We start from the raw sequence: 14,726 nt of genomic DNA, 5'->3' as shown, positions 1-14,726 counted from the left end.
AATTGTTGTTTTTGTGCTTCGAAAGCCTTGGGTGGTGCTTTATCGGTGGCGGTGTTCCTCCTCTTGAAGCAGGGCCTGCAAGGTGTCCAGGCGCGCACCTTCGCAGGCCATCACGGTGCCTTGTTCAAACACCCGGCGTGACAGGCCGGTGAGCACGCTGCCCGGCGGCAGTTCGATCTGCAGGCGCACGCCGCGCTCATAGGCGCTTTGCACGGTGCCGCGCCAGTCAACGATGCGGCACATGTTGAAGGCCAAGTCATCGCGCAGCTGTTCGGGGTTGTGGATCGGCCGCGCACGCGTGCTGCTCAGGTAGGTGACGCGCGGTGCTTTGAGCGTTACAAAGGCTTGCGCCAGGGCCTGTGCCGACGCGTCCAGCAGCGCGCAGTGGGACGGCACGCTGACGGCCAGGCGCTTGGCGACCCCGTTGCCCTTGATGCGTTCTGCAACACGCTGCATCGCCGCGTTGCTGCCGGCGATCACGGTCTGGTTATCGGCATTGATATTGGCCAGGTACACCGGGGTGTCGGGGCTGTGGGTTTCGGCCAGCAACGATTCGACGGTGGATAACGCCGGGCCGATGATCGCGGTCATGCCGTAGCCGTGTGGATAAGCGTTTTGCATCAGTTCGCCACGCAAGCTGACCAGTTTCAGCGCGTCGGCAAAGTCCAGGGCACCGGCGATGACCGCTGCCGGATAGGCGCCGATGGACAGGCCCGCCACGTAATCGGGCGTGTGCTGCAACTGGCGGGCGTGGGCCACGCCGGTGATCAACAGGCACAGCTGAACAGCGCGGGTACTCGCCAGGGCCTCAGCCGAATCCAATGCGCGAACGTCTTCACCCAACACCTCACTGGCGTGCTCCAGCACAGCGGCCGGCAACGCCCGGAGCATGCCCGGCCGTTGCGCGCCCTGCCCGGGAAACACCAGAAGGCTGCTCATGCCACCGCCTGCCAAGGGTTGAGCACAAGGTGCGCGCCGCTGGCGGTTTTCAGCAGCACGCGGCGTGACCCACCGGCCCATTCGCGCAAGGCAACGGCGCCAAACGGGGTTTGCAGTTGCAGGTCCACGGCGCACTCTGCCGTGTCCAGAATCGCCAGCAGAGCTTGCGCATCACCTCGGGCCAACGGCTCGGGCGTGCGCAAAATCAAATCCAGATCACTCATGGCATGCAGGGCTTCGACCCCGCTGGCCAACTCGAAACCCGCGCTGCCCGTGACGCCCCAGGCCTCCTGCGCCAGCACCGGCCGCAGGGCGGCGAGTGCGCGCAACGCCGGCAAATCCCGTGACGTCACCACACCGCGCAAGGCTTCCGGCGCCACGCGCCGTTGCACCGCCGCACTGGGCATTACCGCCGCCAAGCGCTGCTCGCGCAAACGCCCGCGCACCCCGACCGCCACATAGCCCGGCTCGGCGAGGGCGCGGCGCACCACCACCGGGTGGCCAGCGCCAATCGCTTCCACCGCCCAGGCCGGAGCCTCGGCAGGCAGATGCGCCGGGGCCATGCCCCAGAGCAAATCGTGGGCGTTCACCATTGCTCCCGCAGCAGTTGGCGTACGTGACTGGAAGCTGCGCGATTGGTTGCACCGAGGCGTCCGCTCAGGTCAGTGCTGCCGATATCAGTGATCGCGTGCAGCAAGCAGTCGCTGACCCGCGCCACATCGTCCGCCGTGGGCTGTTCAATCCGGCTGACCGACAAGGTCTCCCAGAGCAAACCGAGGCTGGCGTAGCTGTCGATGTCATAGGCCATCGGCGGCACGCTGGCGGCCAGGGCTTCCAGCTCTTCGACACTGCGCAGGGTCACCCGCGCCGCCGACGCCTTGCCCATGGCGTGCACCATTACACCGGGGTCACGCAGGGCGATCAGGCGGTTGGCCTGATAACCGTGGGCCAAAAACGCACCGGACATGGCCTTGCCCACCAGCAACGCGATCACCGGGTGCCCGGCCAAACGTGCGCGGGCGTAGCTGTCGGCGGCCGCGGCCAGCGCCTGGTGAATGCCCAGGGCTTCTTCGCGACGGCCGTAGGCCTGGCTCGGCACATCAACGACGGCAATGATCGGGCGCTTGTCGCCTCGGGCGATGGCTTGATCCACGGCCTTGGCCAGGCCCCAGCCTTCGAGCAGGCCGACTTCGCCGTTGCGGGCACGCGGGAAGCGGTTGTGCGGGTCGGTGACCACGGCGATAAAGCGCACGGCCTGTTCACCCAACACGCCGTCGGCGACTTTCAGCGAGTCGGGCAACCCGGCGACAGGCGTTGCACCGGCGCTCAATGCGTTGAACCACTGCAAGCCTCTCATGAGCGTTCTCCTTGATACAGGTCGCGCACCGTCGCCGGGTCGATTTGCGGCGTGGCGTCCAGTTGCGCCAGGCGCGTCAGGTACAAATCGGCTTGGCGGCTGCGTTGTTGCGCGGGCACGCCTTGCTGCAACAGCGCGCTGACGGTCTGCTGGAGCTGCACCACATCGTCCGCCACATAGCGGTCGGCCAAGCCGCTGTTGAAACGCTGCTCGCCGCCGGTGAGGCTCCAGATAAACGGCCGGTCGCGGGAGTCGTACTCTTCCAGCCCGGCTTCCTGTTCGATTACTTGCGGGCCATTCAGGCCCAGCCGTGCTTCGCGGGTGACAACCAGGTAGCTGCACAGCCCCGCCGCGATGGACATGCCGCCAAAACAACCGACACTGCCCGCCACCACACCGATCACCGGTTGGTACTGGCGCAGGTCGACAATCGCCGCGTGGATATCGGCAATCGCGGCCAGGCCCAGGTTAGCTTCCTGCAGGCGCACGCCGCCGGTTTCCAGCAGCAACACCGCGCAGGTCGGGATGCCTTTGCGGTTGTCTTCGGCCGCCAGCTCCAAGGCACCGGCGATTTTTGCGCCGCCGACTTCACCGAGGCTGCCACCCTGGAAGTTGCCCTCGATAGCGGCCACCACCACCGGCAACCCGGCGATGCTGCCTTTGGCGATCACCACACCGTCATCGGCCTGGGGCACCACGCCTTGACGGCTGAGCCAGGGCGACATCACCCGCTGGAACGGGTCGATCAGTTCGCGGTAAGTACCGGCATCCAACAACGCCTTGGCCCGCTGCCGTGCGCCGAGTTCGACAAAGCTGTGTTTGCTGAGCAAGTCAGTCATGGCCGATCTCCTCGAAACCCTGCTCCAGGCGCAAACGCACCACGCCGGGCGTGGCGCCGAAATCGTGGATATCAATCTTCAACGCCGGTGGCGTGTGCTCTTGGAAGATCCGCTCGAACAGGTGCTGCCAGCGTTGTTCGGCGCCATTCACCGAGGTCTGCACCTGAATGGTCAACGTGCCCGGCGTGCCCGGTTCCAGCAGCACCTCCAGGTCACCGGAGCCGACACACCCCACCAGCGCACGACCTTCAGGCGGCTGCCCGGCGGGGAATTCAAAGGATAAGGTTTCCATCACAACGCTCCGTCGAGGCGGTCGATTAACAGGCAGGCGGCCAACAGGTCGGCGGCGCCGCCAGGGGAGGCATTCAGGGCCAGCAGTTGCTGGTCGAGTTCATGCAGGTGGCGGCGACCGCCGAGGGTGGCGCTGCCGCCGGCATCCAGCACCGCCTGGGCACCGCGCTGCATGGCTTGCAAGCCTTCGGTGCCTGCGCGGTAGAGCACGCAGGTATCGGCGAGGTCGGTCATGATCGCGAGCAAGGCATCCAGGCGGGCGTTCTGCTCACCGGCGTTTTGCCGACGGCTTTTATGCAGTTGCGGCAGGCCGCGTTGCACCACAGACGGGAAGCCCAGTTGCGCTTCCTCACGCGCACCGCGGGCGCCGTAGCGTTGCGCGACTTGCGCACCGTGGCTCATGGGCTGCGGGGCGTAGCGGTCGTTGAGCAAGGCCAGCTTGGCCGCCGTCAGGGTGACGGCACGTGGTGCCAGGGCGGCGGCGGCGGTAAGCAAGCCGAGGGCCCAGATCGCGCCGCGATGGGTATTCACGCCGTTGGTGGTGGCGAGCATTGCCTCTTCACCCTCGCGCCCAATACGCCCGAGGGCTTCACGCAGCGGCAAACCGACCTCACCGCACTCAATCGCCGCTTCGGCCATTTCCTTGAACATCGGCCACAACGACAGCGCCGAGGCGTGCATCAGGCCCAGGTGCAAATCGCTGTGGGCGCCGTTGCCGCGACGGTCCACCAACGCGGGTTTGGGTGATAAGTCAGCCTCATCAATCAAAGCGTCTACAGCCATATCCGCCAGGCGATCGGCGAGGCTCAGTTCATGCAATTTAAGGGCGCGCATTTACCAGCTCCTGAACTTGGCGGGCGGGTTATACAAACCACCGGACCAGTCCACCAGGTCGGCCACGCTCTTGGCGGCCAACAGCTCGCGGGTGGCGTCGGTGCGGCGGATGCCCAAGTCTTCGGGCAAGGCGATCAAACCTTCGCGGCGCATACGCGCAGTGTCCTTGGGGTTGTGGCGCATGCCGATGGCAGTCACCCCGGCGACGGCGGCGATCATTGCCTGGCGCTCCTCCAGGGAGCGCGCCTTGTACAGGTAGGCAATGCCTTCTTCGGTGAGCAGGTGGGTCACGTCGTCGCCGTAGATCATGATCGGCGCCAGCGGCATGCCGCTTTTGCGCGCCACTTCCACCGCGTCGAGGGTGTTGACGAAGGTGGGTTTGCCGCCTTCCTGGAAGGTTTCGACCATTTGCACCACGAGCTTTTTGCCGCGTTCCAACAAGGCTTCGGGGGCATCGTCGTGGCGCATATCGAGCCAGGCCGGTGTGCCATGACGACGGCCGCGTGGGTCATGGCCCATGTTCGGCGCGCCGCCAAAACCGGCGAGGCGGCCACGGGTCACGGTGGAGGAATGCCCGTCGCCGTCCACTTGCAGGGTGGCGCCGATAAACAGGTCCACCGCATATTGGCCGGCGAGCTGGCAGAACATCCGGTTGGAGCGCATCGAGCCATCGCGACCGGTGAAGAACACGTCCGGCCGTGCGGCGATGTAGCTCTCCATGCCCAATTCGGTGCCGAAGCAATGCACGCTTTCCACCCAGCCGCTTTCAATCGCAGGGATCAGCGTGGGGTGCGGGTTGAGGGTCCAGTTGCGGCAGATTTTGCCTTTGAGGCCCAGGGATTCGCCGTAGGTGGGCAGGATCAATTCGATGGCAGCGGTGTTGAAACCAATACCGTGGTTGAGCGACTGCACGTTGTGTTTTTCGTAGATTCCACGGATCGCCATCATCGCCATCAGCACATGCACCGGCTTGATATGGCGTGGGTCGCGGGTGAACAGCGGTTCGATATAGAACGGCTTGTCGGCCACCACCACAAAATCCACCCAGCTCGCCGGGATGTCGACGCGGGGCAAATCGGTGACGTCATCCACCAACTGGTTGACCTGCACGATCACGATGCCATCGCTGAAGGCGGCAGGCTCGATCAGCGCCGGAGTGTCTTCGGTGCTGGCGCCGGTGTAGATATTGCCGGCGCGGTCGGCCATGAACCCGGCGGAGAGCACCACGTTGGGGATCAGGTCCACCACCAGCCGTGCATAGAGTTCGATGTAAGTGTGAATCGCGCCGATTTCCAGCAGGCCATCTTCGAGCAACTGGCTGATACGCAGGGATTGAGTGCCGGCGAACGAGAAGTCCAGCTTGCGGGCGATGCCCTTTTCAAACAGGTCCAGGTGCTCTGAACGCCCAACACTGGGCATGATCATGTGCAAATCGTGGAGCTTGGCCGGGTCGGCCCTGGCCAGGGAGCGCGAGAGGAAATCGGCCTGCTTCTGGTTATTCCCCTCCAGCACCACGCGGTCGCCGGGGAGGATCAGCGCCTCAAGGGCTTCAACGATTCTGTCACTGGGCAGCACCGCCCCGTCTGCGTATTGCTTGACCAGCCCGAGCCGCCGCTGCTTCTCGTCGCGCCGCCGCGTCCAGCGCGAGTCGGGGGTGATGGTTGTTGTCATGGTCGCTCCACGGGGTTTGCTGTCGTGGGGCTAACCTTAGGAGTGAAACGAGGGGGTATCAATCAAGCTCAGCGGCAGATCGTTACGGCTGGAGTAACGGACTCTAAGCAAACGCGGGCTTGAGCTGAAAAAAACTAAAATGTGGGAGCTGGCTTGCCTGCGATAGCGGTGGGTCAGCTGTAAATATATCGACTGACAGCCCGCCATCGCAGGCAAGCCAGCTCCCACATTTGCTCAGTGGCGCTTCGGTGTTTTGGTGGGGGTTAACGGTGAAGAGGGTCGGATTCGGGGTAGGTTTAGTCATGATTTACAGTTCCGATAGGTAACCGGACTTGCACGTCCGTGTCACCGCTTTTCGATGACAGGACGAAAACTAGGCCCCCCAGACCGCACCCCACAAGTTCATGCACGGCCCAAAATCTTGCAGGAAAAATCCGAAGGCTGGTCCGTCACAACGCCATCTCTACCTTGACTGCTCCAAGGCCCTCAAGGGCATAGCTATGATACTCATACACCTCCCCCTGAATATCCAAAACAAGCACACCTTCATGCTTGCTCACCTGAACAAAAGGCTCTTTGGTTTTCAAAAAGGGATGCGCCAATACCAAGGCCGAGAGTGCTTCCTGATCACTCCCAAAGTCCTTATGAACGTAGTACCTGTAGGAAAACCCCACCGTTGCGCCACCTTGACCGTCTCGCGCACCATAGATCGACGTGCCGTTGCCCAGGGAATGCTTCAACACCACTTCATCCAGGTCCGGCGTACCGGGTGACAGGATCCAACTGCCGCCGATATAGATCAGGCAGACCACAAGCAGGCAATTACGCAGAACAGGAATGAAGCGCTCAGTGGCCTTGCGAAATTGCATATTCAATACCTCTTCTTATCCAATACTGGTCGCGTGGGTCATCACCGAAAGGCTCTGCGCCCCACCATGATCCAAAATCTGGACGAGTAGTTTTTGCGACGGTTTGAGCCACACCAGCGGCTCGCAACAACATATGCTCTGGAATACCCAGCACCGTGCCCGTGGCACCGTAATTGAAGTTACCAAAAGCTTCATACTGACGCCCCCGCTTCTTATAATTCCAAGGGCCGGCCGCACGGACCTGGGAGTAAAACCAGGAATAGGCAAATGCCGAACCGGGCTTGAGATGAATGCGTTTGCATTGGGATATCGCCATGTTTTCCAGAATTGAAACACCAGGCGGCATTAACGGTACGGCCATTTGCGGATCCTTGCTGGCAGTGAGGAGCGCAGAAACTAGCCACTCCTATCACGCCTGAAAACCCGCTTAACCCAAATGCAGAACTCGCCTACAGCAAACCCATCCCATTCCGACATTAGTGCGATCGATCTGCATCATGATGCAGACCCGAAATGGCAAGGCCGTGAGCGCGATAGCATGTGCAGCGTTGTATGCCAGGTCGAAACGACTGGCGAACGACAACAGTGGATTGCCCGCGTCCCTTAACCGGTCCCGGGCCGAGCGCATCAGTCCATCACACTCCTTGCGATCCGGTGGCTCTGCCTTCAAACCACCGCTACGTTGCAGATTCTCCAGATTTGCCTTGCTGTCCATCCGTGGATTCCAGGGGGTTGCCCCCGATTAGATTGATCTTGTCCTGCTGCACGACCCGCTGCACAAAACTGTTCCCGGCATTCCATTTGCCGATCCAGTCTTCAGGGGTGTAAAGCGTCGGGTTGATGGTGCGGCCCAGCTGCTCTTCCAGCGGCATGAGCTGCTCCATGACCTCACTGTAGTTGAGGCTTTCGCCAATCAGCATCAGATCTATGTCACTGGATGAGTGCGCCTCGACTTTGGCGATGGAGCCGTAGATAAAGGCCCAGGTTATGTGCGCGGCGAACGGTGCCAAGACCGGGCATATCGGACCCCGGCAGACCCCAAGGGATCTCCCGCGCACAGCCGCCATAACAAATACAGCGGGCATAAAAAACGCCCGTTGAATGGCTATGGACGTTGGTGCGCCGATAGGTAACCGGACTTGCACGTCCGTGTCACCGCTTTTCGATGACAGGACGAAAACTAGGCCCCCAGACCGCACCCCACAAGTTCATGCACGGCCCAAAATTTTGCAGGAAAAATCCGAAGCCGCCTCAAAGGTGAACACGCTTTTTGTGGCGAGCGGGCTTGCCCGCGTTGGGTTGCGAAGCGACCCCAGCAAGATAAACGCGGTGCATCAGATACACCGCGTCGGTAGGTCTTGGGGCTGCTGCGCAGCCCAACGCGGGCAAGCCCGCTCGCCACAGAGAATATTCCGACAAAATATTCAGGTTGTTGCTTGGAACCCGCCCCTCTAGTCTTTTTTCCTCCATGCCGTGAGGCTGGAGCGGCAGGCCGAGCATCGGGAGCAACCGGTGATTGAGCGGTTTGCGCGGATTGATTGAGGTCGGGAGCCGAACGCGATTCAGTGTGGGAGGGGCTTGGGGTCAGGCCAGGCCCGACTCCACCAACAGCGCCTCCAGCCCCATCAAATCCGGCACCTTCGCCACATGCTCGCCCACTTGCACCGCCGCCAACTCCAGCGGGCACAGCGGCACGTCCACATAGCTCAATTCGCTATCGAGCTTGTATGACCGGGGAATCCCCTGGATCACCAGCGCAATAAACTTCAGCGTCGGCCGCCCGCCCAGCGCATTCAGCACCACGATCCGCGAGCGTTCGCCGGTCACGCTGGCCTCGCCGCAAGCCGCTTCAAAGCTGATCAAGGGTATTTGCCGATCCCGCCAGGTCACTTGCCGCAGGTACCACGGCGGTGCGTCGCTGGCCGGTTCGCCGCGCTGGAAGTCGATGAGTTCGGCGATGGCGACGTTGGGCAGCACCAGATGACGGTCGGCCAGCGGCAGCAGCAGGCCGGTGAGTTGGCTGGTGCGGTGGTCAAGCATGGGACTTGCTCCAATAGGCGATGCTTTCCAGCAGCACCGACTCTTGATACGGCTTGCCGAGGTAGTCGTTGACGCCGATGGCCATGGCGCGGTCGCGGTGTTTCTGGCCGGTGCGCGAGGTGATCATGATGATCGGCAGGCGCATCAGCCGGGGGTCGTTGCGCACCTGGATCGCGACTTCGAAGCCGTCCATGCGCGGCATTTCGATGTCGAGCAGCATCAGGTCCGGGGTGTGTTCTTCGAGCACGGCGATGGCGTCGATGCCATCTTTGGCGGTGAGCACGTTCATGCCGTTGCGCTCCAGCAGGCGGCTGGTGACTTTGCGCACGGTGACCGAGTCGTCCACCACCAGCACCAGCAGCGGGCGCTTTTTCAGCGGGTCATTGAGGATCAGCGGCGCGTCAACCGCCTGGGCCGGCAAAGCCGGTTGCCGGGCACGGATATGCGCCAGCAAGTCGATGATCAGCACCACTCGGCCGTCGCCCAGGATGGTCGCGCCGGACACGCCCTGCACCCCGGCAAACTGCGGCCCCAGGCCCTTGACCACGATTTCCCGCGTACCGGCCATGGCGTCCACGTGTACGGCCACGCGCCGCTCGTTGCTGTGCACCAGCAGCACCGGCACCGGCTGATATTGGCCAAGCAGTTTTGGGCGGGCGACGGTGTGCAACAGGTCGCCCAGGTAGAACAGCTCGTAGCGCTGGCCGGCATATTCATAGCGCGGCGGGTCTTGCTGATAATGCCCGGCCAGCTCATGGGGCAGCACGCGCACCAACCCTTCGATGGTGTTGAGCGGGATCGCGTATTGGTCGTCCGCGCATTGCACCATCAGCGCCCGGTTGACCGACACGGTAAAGGGCAGACGAATGCGAAAGTGCACGCCCTCGCCCGGCGTCGAGTCGATGAACATCGAGCCGCCCAGTTGGCGCACCTCTTCATGCACCACGTCCATGCCCACGCCGCGCCCGGAAATCTGGGTGATTTTTTCCGCCGTGGAGAAGCCCGGCTGCAGGATGAACTGCAACACGTCGCGGTCGCTAATCTCTTGGTGGGGGGCGAGCAGGCCACGCTTGATCGCCTTGCGTCGCACCGCTTCCAGGGCACGCCGGCGCCGTCGTCGCGCATGTCGAAGATGATATCGCCGCCTTCGTGGGTCAGGTCCAGGGTGATGCGGCCCTTCTCCGGCTTGCCGGCCAGCAGCCGCGCATCGCGGGACTCCAGGCCGTGGTCGACGGCGTTGCGCAGCATATGCTCCAGCGGCGCCGCCATGCGCTCCAGTACATTGCGGTCCATCTCGCCCTCGGCATTGCCGACGATGAATTCCACATCTTTGCCCAGCTCACCCGCCACCTGACGCACGATACGTTTGAGGCGCGGCAGCATGCGTTCGAACGGCACCATGCGCGTGCGCATCAGGCCCTCCTGCAACTCGGTGTTGATGCGTGCCTGCTGCTGCAACAGATCGTGGGCGTCCTGGTTGCGACGCTCGAGGGTGTCCTTGAGGTCCAGCAGGTCGGAGGCCGATTCGGACAGCGCACGCGACAGCTGTTGCAACTGTGAATGGCGGTCCATCTCCAGCGGGTCGAATTCTTCATAGCCCAGGCGCTCGGCCTCGGCCTGCTGGCGGCTGAGGATGCGGCCCTGGGTTTCGGTGTCGAGGCGGCGCAGTTGATCGCGCATGCGCTCGATGGTGGTTTCGACTTCGCTCAACGCGATCCGCGCATCATTGACCTGTTGCTCGATTCGGCCACGGAAGATCGAGGTTTCGCCCGCCAGATTGACCAGGTCATCCAGCAAGTCGGCAGAGATTTTCACCATGTCGGCAGCCGGATCAACCACCGCTTCGGCCTTGCCCGCCGGCAATGCCACCGACACCACCGGCTCATCGCTGGGGTGCACCAGGCTTTTGATCCGCCCGATCAGCTTGTCCACCGAGCCCACCGGCAAGCCATCGGCCACCGCGTCGATCATCTGCGCCAGGCGGTCGTGGCAGCCTTGCAGCAGTGAAAACAGTTCCGCGGACGGCGCCAGCAAACCGGCAGACAGCCCTTCATATAGAAACTCAAGCTCATGGGCCAAGTCGCCAATCGGCCCGATCTCGACCATGCGCGCACCGCCCTTGAGGGTGTGCAGGTCGCGCAGCAGGGTTTCGACTTCCTGGCGATTGTTCGGCTCAGCCTGCCAACGCAGCAAGGCGCTGCCTGAGCTGTCGAGAATATCGGCGGCTTCTTCGAGGAAGATATCCAGCAGTTCCGGGTCGGCACTCGACGCTGGTGCAGCAGGGGCCGCCGCTGCGGGGGTGCCGCTGTGACGCAGCGCCCGCACCTTGGCCACCAGCTCGGCGCTGTCGCTCAAGGGCTGATGCTGTTGCAGCTCTTCAAGCTGCAACGCCAGCCGTTCATGGCTGGCCATCAGCACCTGGGACAGCTCGGGGGAATAGCTGTAGCGCCGGTCCACCAAGCCTTCGTAAAGGCATTCCAGCTCATGGGCCAGCTCGCCGATCGGGCCGATCTCGGCCATGCGGGCCCCACCCTTGAGGGTGTGCAAATCGCGCTGCAATGAAGACAACGGCGCGGCGCTGTCGGGCTCCAGCAGCCAACGTTTGAGGGACTGCCCGGCGCTGTCGAGGATATCCACCGCTTCTTCGAGAAAGATCTCGACGATCTCGTCATCCATTGCCGTTTCACGATCCAAGCGGGCCGTGGCGGCACCCAGCTCGGAGATGCTCAGGGCGCGGCTGCCGTCGCTTTTGATCAGCCCGGTGGCGGATGGGTCAAGGGCTTCGTCCAGCAATTCGCGCAGGGCCTGGACCCGTGCCGGTGCTGCGTTGATTTCCTGCCCGGCGGCCAGTTGGTCGAGCATGTTGATCAGTGCTTCGTGGGCCTGTTCGGCCTCATGGAAAAACCGTTCGCTGACCGCCAGGCTGCTCTCTTCCACCGCGCCATACAGGTCGAGCAAGGCTTCACAGAGTTCGTCGATGGCGTGCAGGTCGGCGACGTGCGCGCCCTCCCCCAGGGTGGTCAGTTCGTCGAGCAACGCGGTGAGTTCCTGGCGCTCGCCGGGGTGTTGCTGCCAACGGCGCAGCAGGCTTTCGGCGTCCAGCAGAATATCCATGCCCTGGGCCAGGAAGCTGGCGATCAGTTGCGGGTCACGCTTGATCCGCAGGCCGGTACTAGGGGCATCGAGCAGGGCTTGGAGCTGCTGGTCGAGCAGGCTTTGGGTACGGCTGATCAGGTCCGGCGCGCCCTTGATCGGCACCAGCGGGTCGCTGTCCAGTTGACGCAGCCCGCGCTGGAACAACGCTTCGGCTTCGAGCAGCAACTCCACTTCATCCAGGTCCAGCGGCAGGCGGTGGGCCTTGTACTCGCGGGTCAGGTGGTCGAGCGGGCGCGCCAGCTCGGCGATGGGCAACACGCCCGCCATATAGGCACTGCCCTTGAGGGTGTGCAGGGCGCGTTGCAGTTCATCACTGACTTGCAGCGGCACCTGTTCGGCGGCTTGTTGCAGGAAGTGGTTGAGGCTGTCCAGGTGGCTCTGGGCTTCGTTGCGGAAGATCTCCAGCAGCATCGGGTCATGGGGTTCGGCGGCCGCCACTTGAGTGCCGCTGGCCAGGGCGTGGGCACGGGCGGCCAGGGCGTCGACTTCGTCGCGCTGGCGTTGGTCGTCGATGGCAAAGTCAGCGATCAGTTCCGGCAGCAGGGCCACGGCCTCATCCAGCACCTGTTGCACCTCGGGGCCAAGGGTCACACTGTGCTCCAGCACGCGGTTCAGCAGGTTTTCCACAGCCCAGGCCAGCTCGGCCAGCACCAGGGCGCGCACCATGCGGCCGCTGCCTTTCAAGGTATGAAAGGCCCGACGCATTTCGCCCTGGGCGGTTTTGTCCGCGCTGCTCGGCAGGTAGCGGTGCAGCACCTCGAGGACTTCGTCGGTTTCTTCGAGGAAGACTTCGCGCAGCTCATCGTCGATCGGTTCTTCACCCGGCGGTGGCGGCAGCAGGCTACCGGGGCGGTGCAAGGCGGGCGGGTTCAGGCGCGAGGCGGGGCTGGCCAGCGCATCGAACTGGGATTGGCTCGGTGTGGCCTCGGTCGAGAGCACCCCATCGGGTGCGACCAGCGCCTGGCGCCAGGGCTTTTCGGCGGGCAGGTAACCCAGCACGGCCAGACCCTGGGTGGCCAGTTCCAGCACGCGTTCACCTGCGGCGTCGGGGTCCTGGAGCATGCGCTCCAGGTAATATTCCAGGCCGCTGATCACGTCGGCAAAGTGCGCCAACTGTGCCTCGGACGGCGGGCTGTCGTGGCTCATCAACTGTTCGTCGACGTAATCGGTACAGCCGCGCATCAGGCTCGCCGCACGGGGCAAGGGGATCATCGCGAGTGCGCCGCGCACTTGGCTCAGCAGCTCCGGCAGCGACTCCAGCCGCTGGCGGTCCCAGTGGGCTTCGATGCAGTCGATCACCAGCTCTTTGGCCTGGCGCAGGCACTGGCAGGACTCACGGATCACCAGTTGATGAATCTGCGTCAGGTCGGTGGTGGGCAGGCGGCTTTCTTCGCGGCTTTCCGGCTCGACGGTGCCGACCATCCCTGCCAGGGTCGCCTCGACGTAGAGCAAGGCGCCGGCGACGTCCATCAACACCGCGTCATTCGGTTCGCGCTGGCCCTGGGCCAGGCTCAGCACCACGGCGAGCTGGTCGATGATCACTTTGCGCGGCTGGCCGAAGCCCAGCACGGCCAGGGTGTCGGCGATCTGTCGCAAGGGGGCGAGCAACGCGTCGAGGTCGCTGGTGTGTTGACGGTCGCTGCGCACGAACAGGTCGAGGCGCTCTTTTACCCGCACCAGTTCCTCGCACAAGGCGCCGAGCACCGAGCCCATGGCATTACGATCCGGCCCGGCCAGGCGCGCACGTTCGGCGTCGACCACCGCACTGTCGGGCAACGCTTCATCCAGGCCGTAGCGTTCCTTGAGGCTTTGCATGCGCGGCGTCGGCCGGGTGACCTTGGCGACGTAGAACAGCAGGCTTTTGAGCAATTCATCCGGCGCCGCCTGGTTGATGCCGCCGATGCCCTGGGCCAGCAGGCGCTTGAGTTGCTTGTCACTGGCCTTGAGCAGGCTGCGCAACGCCGGGCTGTTGGCGATCACGCCGGTGAGCATGCCCTCGACCAACGCCGAGGTGACTTGCCACAACGGTAACAGCGGCGCGCCTTGGCACAGCGCTTCGAGGCGGGCGAAGACCCGCGCCATGTCTTCGAGGTTGCTCGGCCCGTGATCTTCGCGCAGCAGCCCGGCCAGGGCTTGTTGCAGCAACTGGTGCCACCGGCGCAGTTGCTCCGCAAGGTCCGTCACCGCACGTTGGGCCAGGGCTTCGTCGGGCAAGGGCGCAATCGACAGCAGTTGCGGGCTGAACAGGCTGGTTTCCGACAGCAGGCTTTCACCGCGTGCGCTACGCAGGTCGTTGAGCAGCGGCAACACCACCAGCGGCAGGTCGCGGCGCGCGCTGTGCACGCGGTCCAGGTACAACGGCAATTGGCTGAGGGCTTGTTGCAGCAGGCGAATGCTCTCATCGCGCTGGCTGACGCGCCCGGCTTGCAGGGCCAGCGCCAGTTCTTCGATTTCTTCGGCCAGCAGGGCCGCGCCGTAGAACTCGACCATCTGCAGCGCGCCATGCACCTGGTGGATGCCGGCCAGGCACTCGCCGATGGCATCGCCGTCGTGGGTTTCGACAAATGTGTCCAGCGCCGAACGGGCCTGTTTCAGGGTTTCGGCAATGTCGCCCTTGACCCATTCGAGGGCCACGTAGTCGTGCCGATCAACCATAACTGCTCCGCTAAAAATTCGTGGGTTGCTGGTGTAGCCAAGAACAATCGAGATCAACTGTGGGAGCTGGCTTGC

At 63.5% G+C, this 14,726-nt stretch carries 10 protein-coding genes and 3 pseudogenes; all 13 read right to left on the bottom strand.

All coding sequences use genetic code 11. The features are described 5' to 3' along the window. Positions 1-39: 39 nt before the first annotated feature. On the bottom strand, positions 40-939 hold the full coding sequence (mdcH, locus tag LRS56_28455) for a malonate decarboxylase subunit epsilon (protein ID WDU62606.1): 900 nt from the start codon (positions 937-939) through the stop codon (positions 40-42). After that, positions 936-1,532 carry a malonate decarboxylase holo-ACP synthase gene (locus tag LRS56_28450; protein ID WDU62605.1) on the bottom strand — a complete coding sequence of 199 codons (597 nt, stop codon included), beginning with the start codon at positions 1,530-1,532 and terminating at the stop codon, positions 936-938. Before LRS56_28450 ends, mdcH begins: the two co-directional genes overlap by 4 nt. Continuing rightward, positions 1,526-2,296 carry a biotin-independent malonate decarboxylase subunit gamma gene (mdcE, locus tag LRS56_28445; GenBank protein ID WDU62604.1) on the bottom strand — a complete coding sequence of 257 codons (771 nt, stop codon included), beginning with the start codon at positions 2,294-2,296 and terminating at the stop codon, positions 1,526-1,528. Before mdcE ends, LRS56_28450 begins: the two co-directional genes overlap by 7 nt. After that, entirely contained in the window at positions 2,293-3,135 is an 843-nt protein-coding gene (locus LRS56_28440) for a biotin-independent malonate decarboxylase subunit beta (protein ID WDU62603.1), read from the bottom strand. The genes mdcE and LRS56_28440 overlap by 4 nt, the downstream gene beginning before the upstream one ends. Beyond that, a complete protein-coding gene (locus tag LRS56_28435) occupies positions 3,128-3,427 on the bottom strand; it encodes a malonate decarboxylase subunit delta (protein WDU62602.1) in 300 nt (99 codons plus the stop codon). Before LRS56_28435 ends, LRS56_28440 begins: the two co-directional genes overlap by 8 nt. Further along, complete coding sequence (locus tag LRS56_28430) at positions 3,427-4,260, bottom strand: triphosphoribosyl-dephospho-CoA synthase (protein ID WDU62601.1); 834 nt, start codon at positions 4,258-4,260, stop codon at positions 3,427-3,429. Before LRS56_28430 ends, LRS56_28435 begins: the two co-directional genes overlap by 1 nt. After that, positions 4,261-5,931 (bottom strand): malonate decarboxylase subunit alpha, encoded by a 1,671-nt coding sequence (gene mdcA / locus LRS56_28425; GenBank protein WDU62600.1) that lies wholly within the window; start codon positions 5,929-5,931, stop codon positions 4,261-4,263. Positions 5,932-6,380: 449 nt separating this feature from the next. After that, entirely contained in the window at positions 6,381-6,800 is a 420-nt protein-coding gene (locus LRS56_28420; protein WDU62599.1) for a hypothetical protein, read from the bottom strand. Next, positions 6,778-7,161 (bottom strand): polymorphic toxin type 44 domain-containing protein, encoded by a 384-nt coding sequence (locus LRS56_28415; GenBank protein WDU62598.1) that lies wholly within the window; start codon positions 7,159-7,161, stop codon positions 6,778-6,780. Before LRS56_28415 ends, LRS56_28420 begins: the two co-directional genes overlap by 23 nt. 156 nt (positions 7,162-7,317) lie before the next feature. Beyond that, positions 7,318-7,515: pseudogene (locus LRS56_28410) on the bottom strand (hypothetical protein). Continuing rightward, positions 7,478-7,810 (bottom strand): annotated as a pseudogene (locus LRS56_28405) (nucleotidyltransferase domain-containing protein). Before LRS56_28405 ends, LRS56_28410 begins: the two co-directional pseudogenes overlap by 38 nt. A gap of 574 nt (positions 7,811-8,384) precedes the next feature. Beyond that, positions 8,385-8,840, bottom strand: coding sequence for a chemotaxis protein CheW (locus tag LRS56_28400; GenBank protein ID WDU62597.1), 456 nt, complete (start codon positions 8,838-8,840; stop codon positions 8,385-8,387). After that, positions 8,833-14,651: pseudogene (locus LRS56_28395) on the bottom strand (Hpt domain-containing protein). The gene LRS56_28400 and the pseudogene LRS56_28395 overlap by 8 nt, the downstream one beginning before the upstream one ends. Positions 14,652-14,726 lie beyond the last annotated feature (75 nt).

Origin of the sequence: Pseudomonas poae (assembly GCA_028869255.1) — a bacterium.
Lineage (GTDB): Bacteria > Pseudomonadota > Gammaproteobacteria > Pseudomonadales > Pseudomonadaceae > Aquipseudomonas > Aquipseudomonas poae_C.
Note: the sequence above shows the minus strand (reverse complement) of the source record. Positions and strands in the feature narration are given on the sequence as shown.

Excerpts from the sequence above, each read along its gene's own strand:
- LRS56_28400 (WDU62597.1), bottom strand. The coding sequence starts at position 8,840 with ATGCTTGACCACCGCACCAGCCAACTCACCGGCCTGCTGCTGCCGCTG.
- LRS56_28415 (WDU62598.1), bottom strand. The coding sequence starts at position 7,161 with ATGGCCGTACCGTTAATGCCGCCTGGTGTTTCAATTCTGGAAAACATG.
- mdcE (WDU62604.1), bottom strand. The coding sequence starts at position 2,296 with ATGAGAGGCTTGCAGTGGTTCAACGCATTGAGCGCCGGTGCAACGCCT.
- LRS56_28440 (WDU62603.1), bottom strand. The coding sequence starts at position 3,135 with ATGACTGACTTGCTCAGCAAACACAGCTTTGTCGAACTCGGCGCACGG.
- LRS56_28435 (WDU62602.1), bottom strand. The coding sequence starts at position 3,427 with ATGGAAACCTTATCCTTTGAATTCCCCGCCGGGCAGCCGCCTGAAGGT.
- LRS56_28450 (WDU62605.1), bottom strand. The coding sequence starts at position 1,532 with ATGGTGAACGCCCACGATTTGCTCTGGGGCATGGCCCCGGCGCATCTG.
- mdcH (WDU62606.1), bottom strand. The coding sequence starts at position 939 with ATGAGCAGCCTTCTGGTGTTTCCCGGGCAGGGCGCGCAACGGCCGGGC.
- LRS56_28420 (WDU62599.1), bottom strand. The coding sequence starts at position 6,800 with ATGCAATTTCGCAAGGCCACTGAGCGCTTCATTCCTGTTCTGCGTAAT.
- mdcA (WDU62600.1), bottom strand. The coding sequence starts at position 5,931 with ATGACAACAACCATCACCCCCGACTCGCGCTGGACGCGGCGGCGCGAC.
- LRS56_28430 (WDU62601.1), bottom strand. The coding sequence starts at position 4,260 with ATGCGCGCCCTTAAATTGCATGAACTGAGCCTCGCCGATCGCCTGGCG.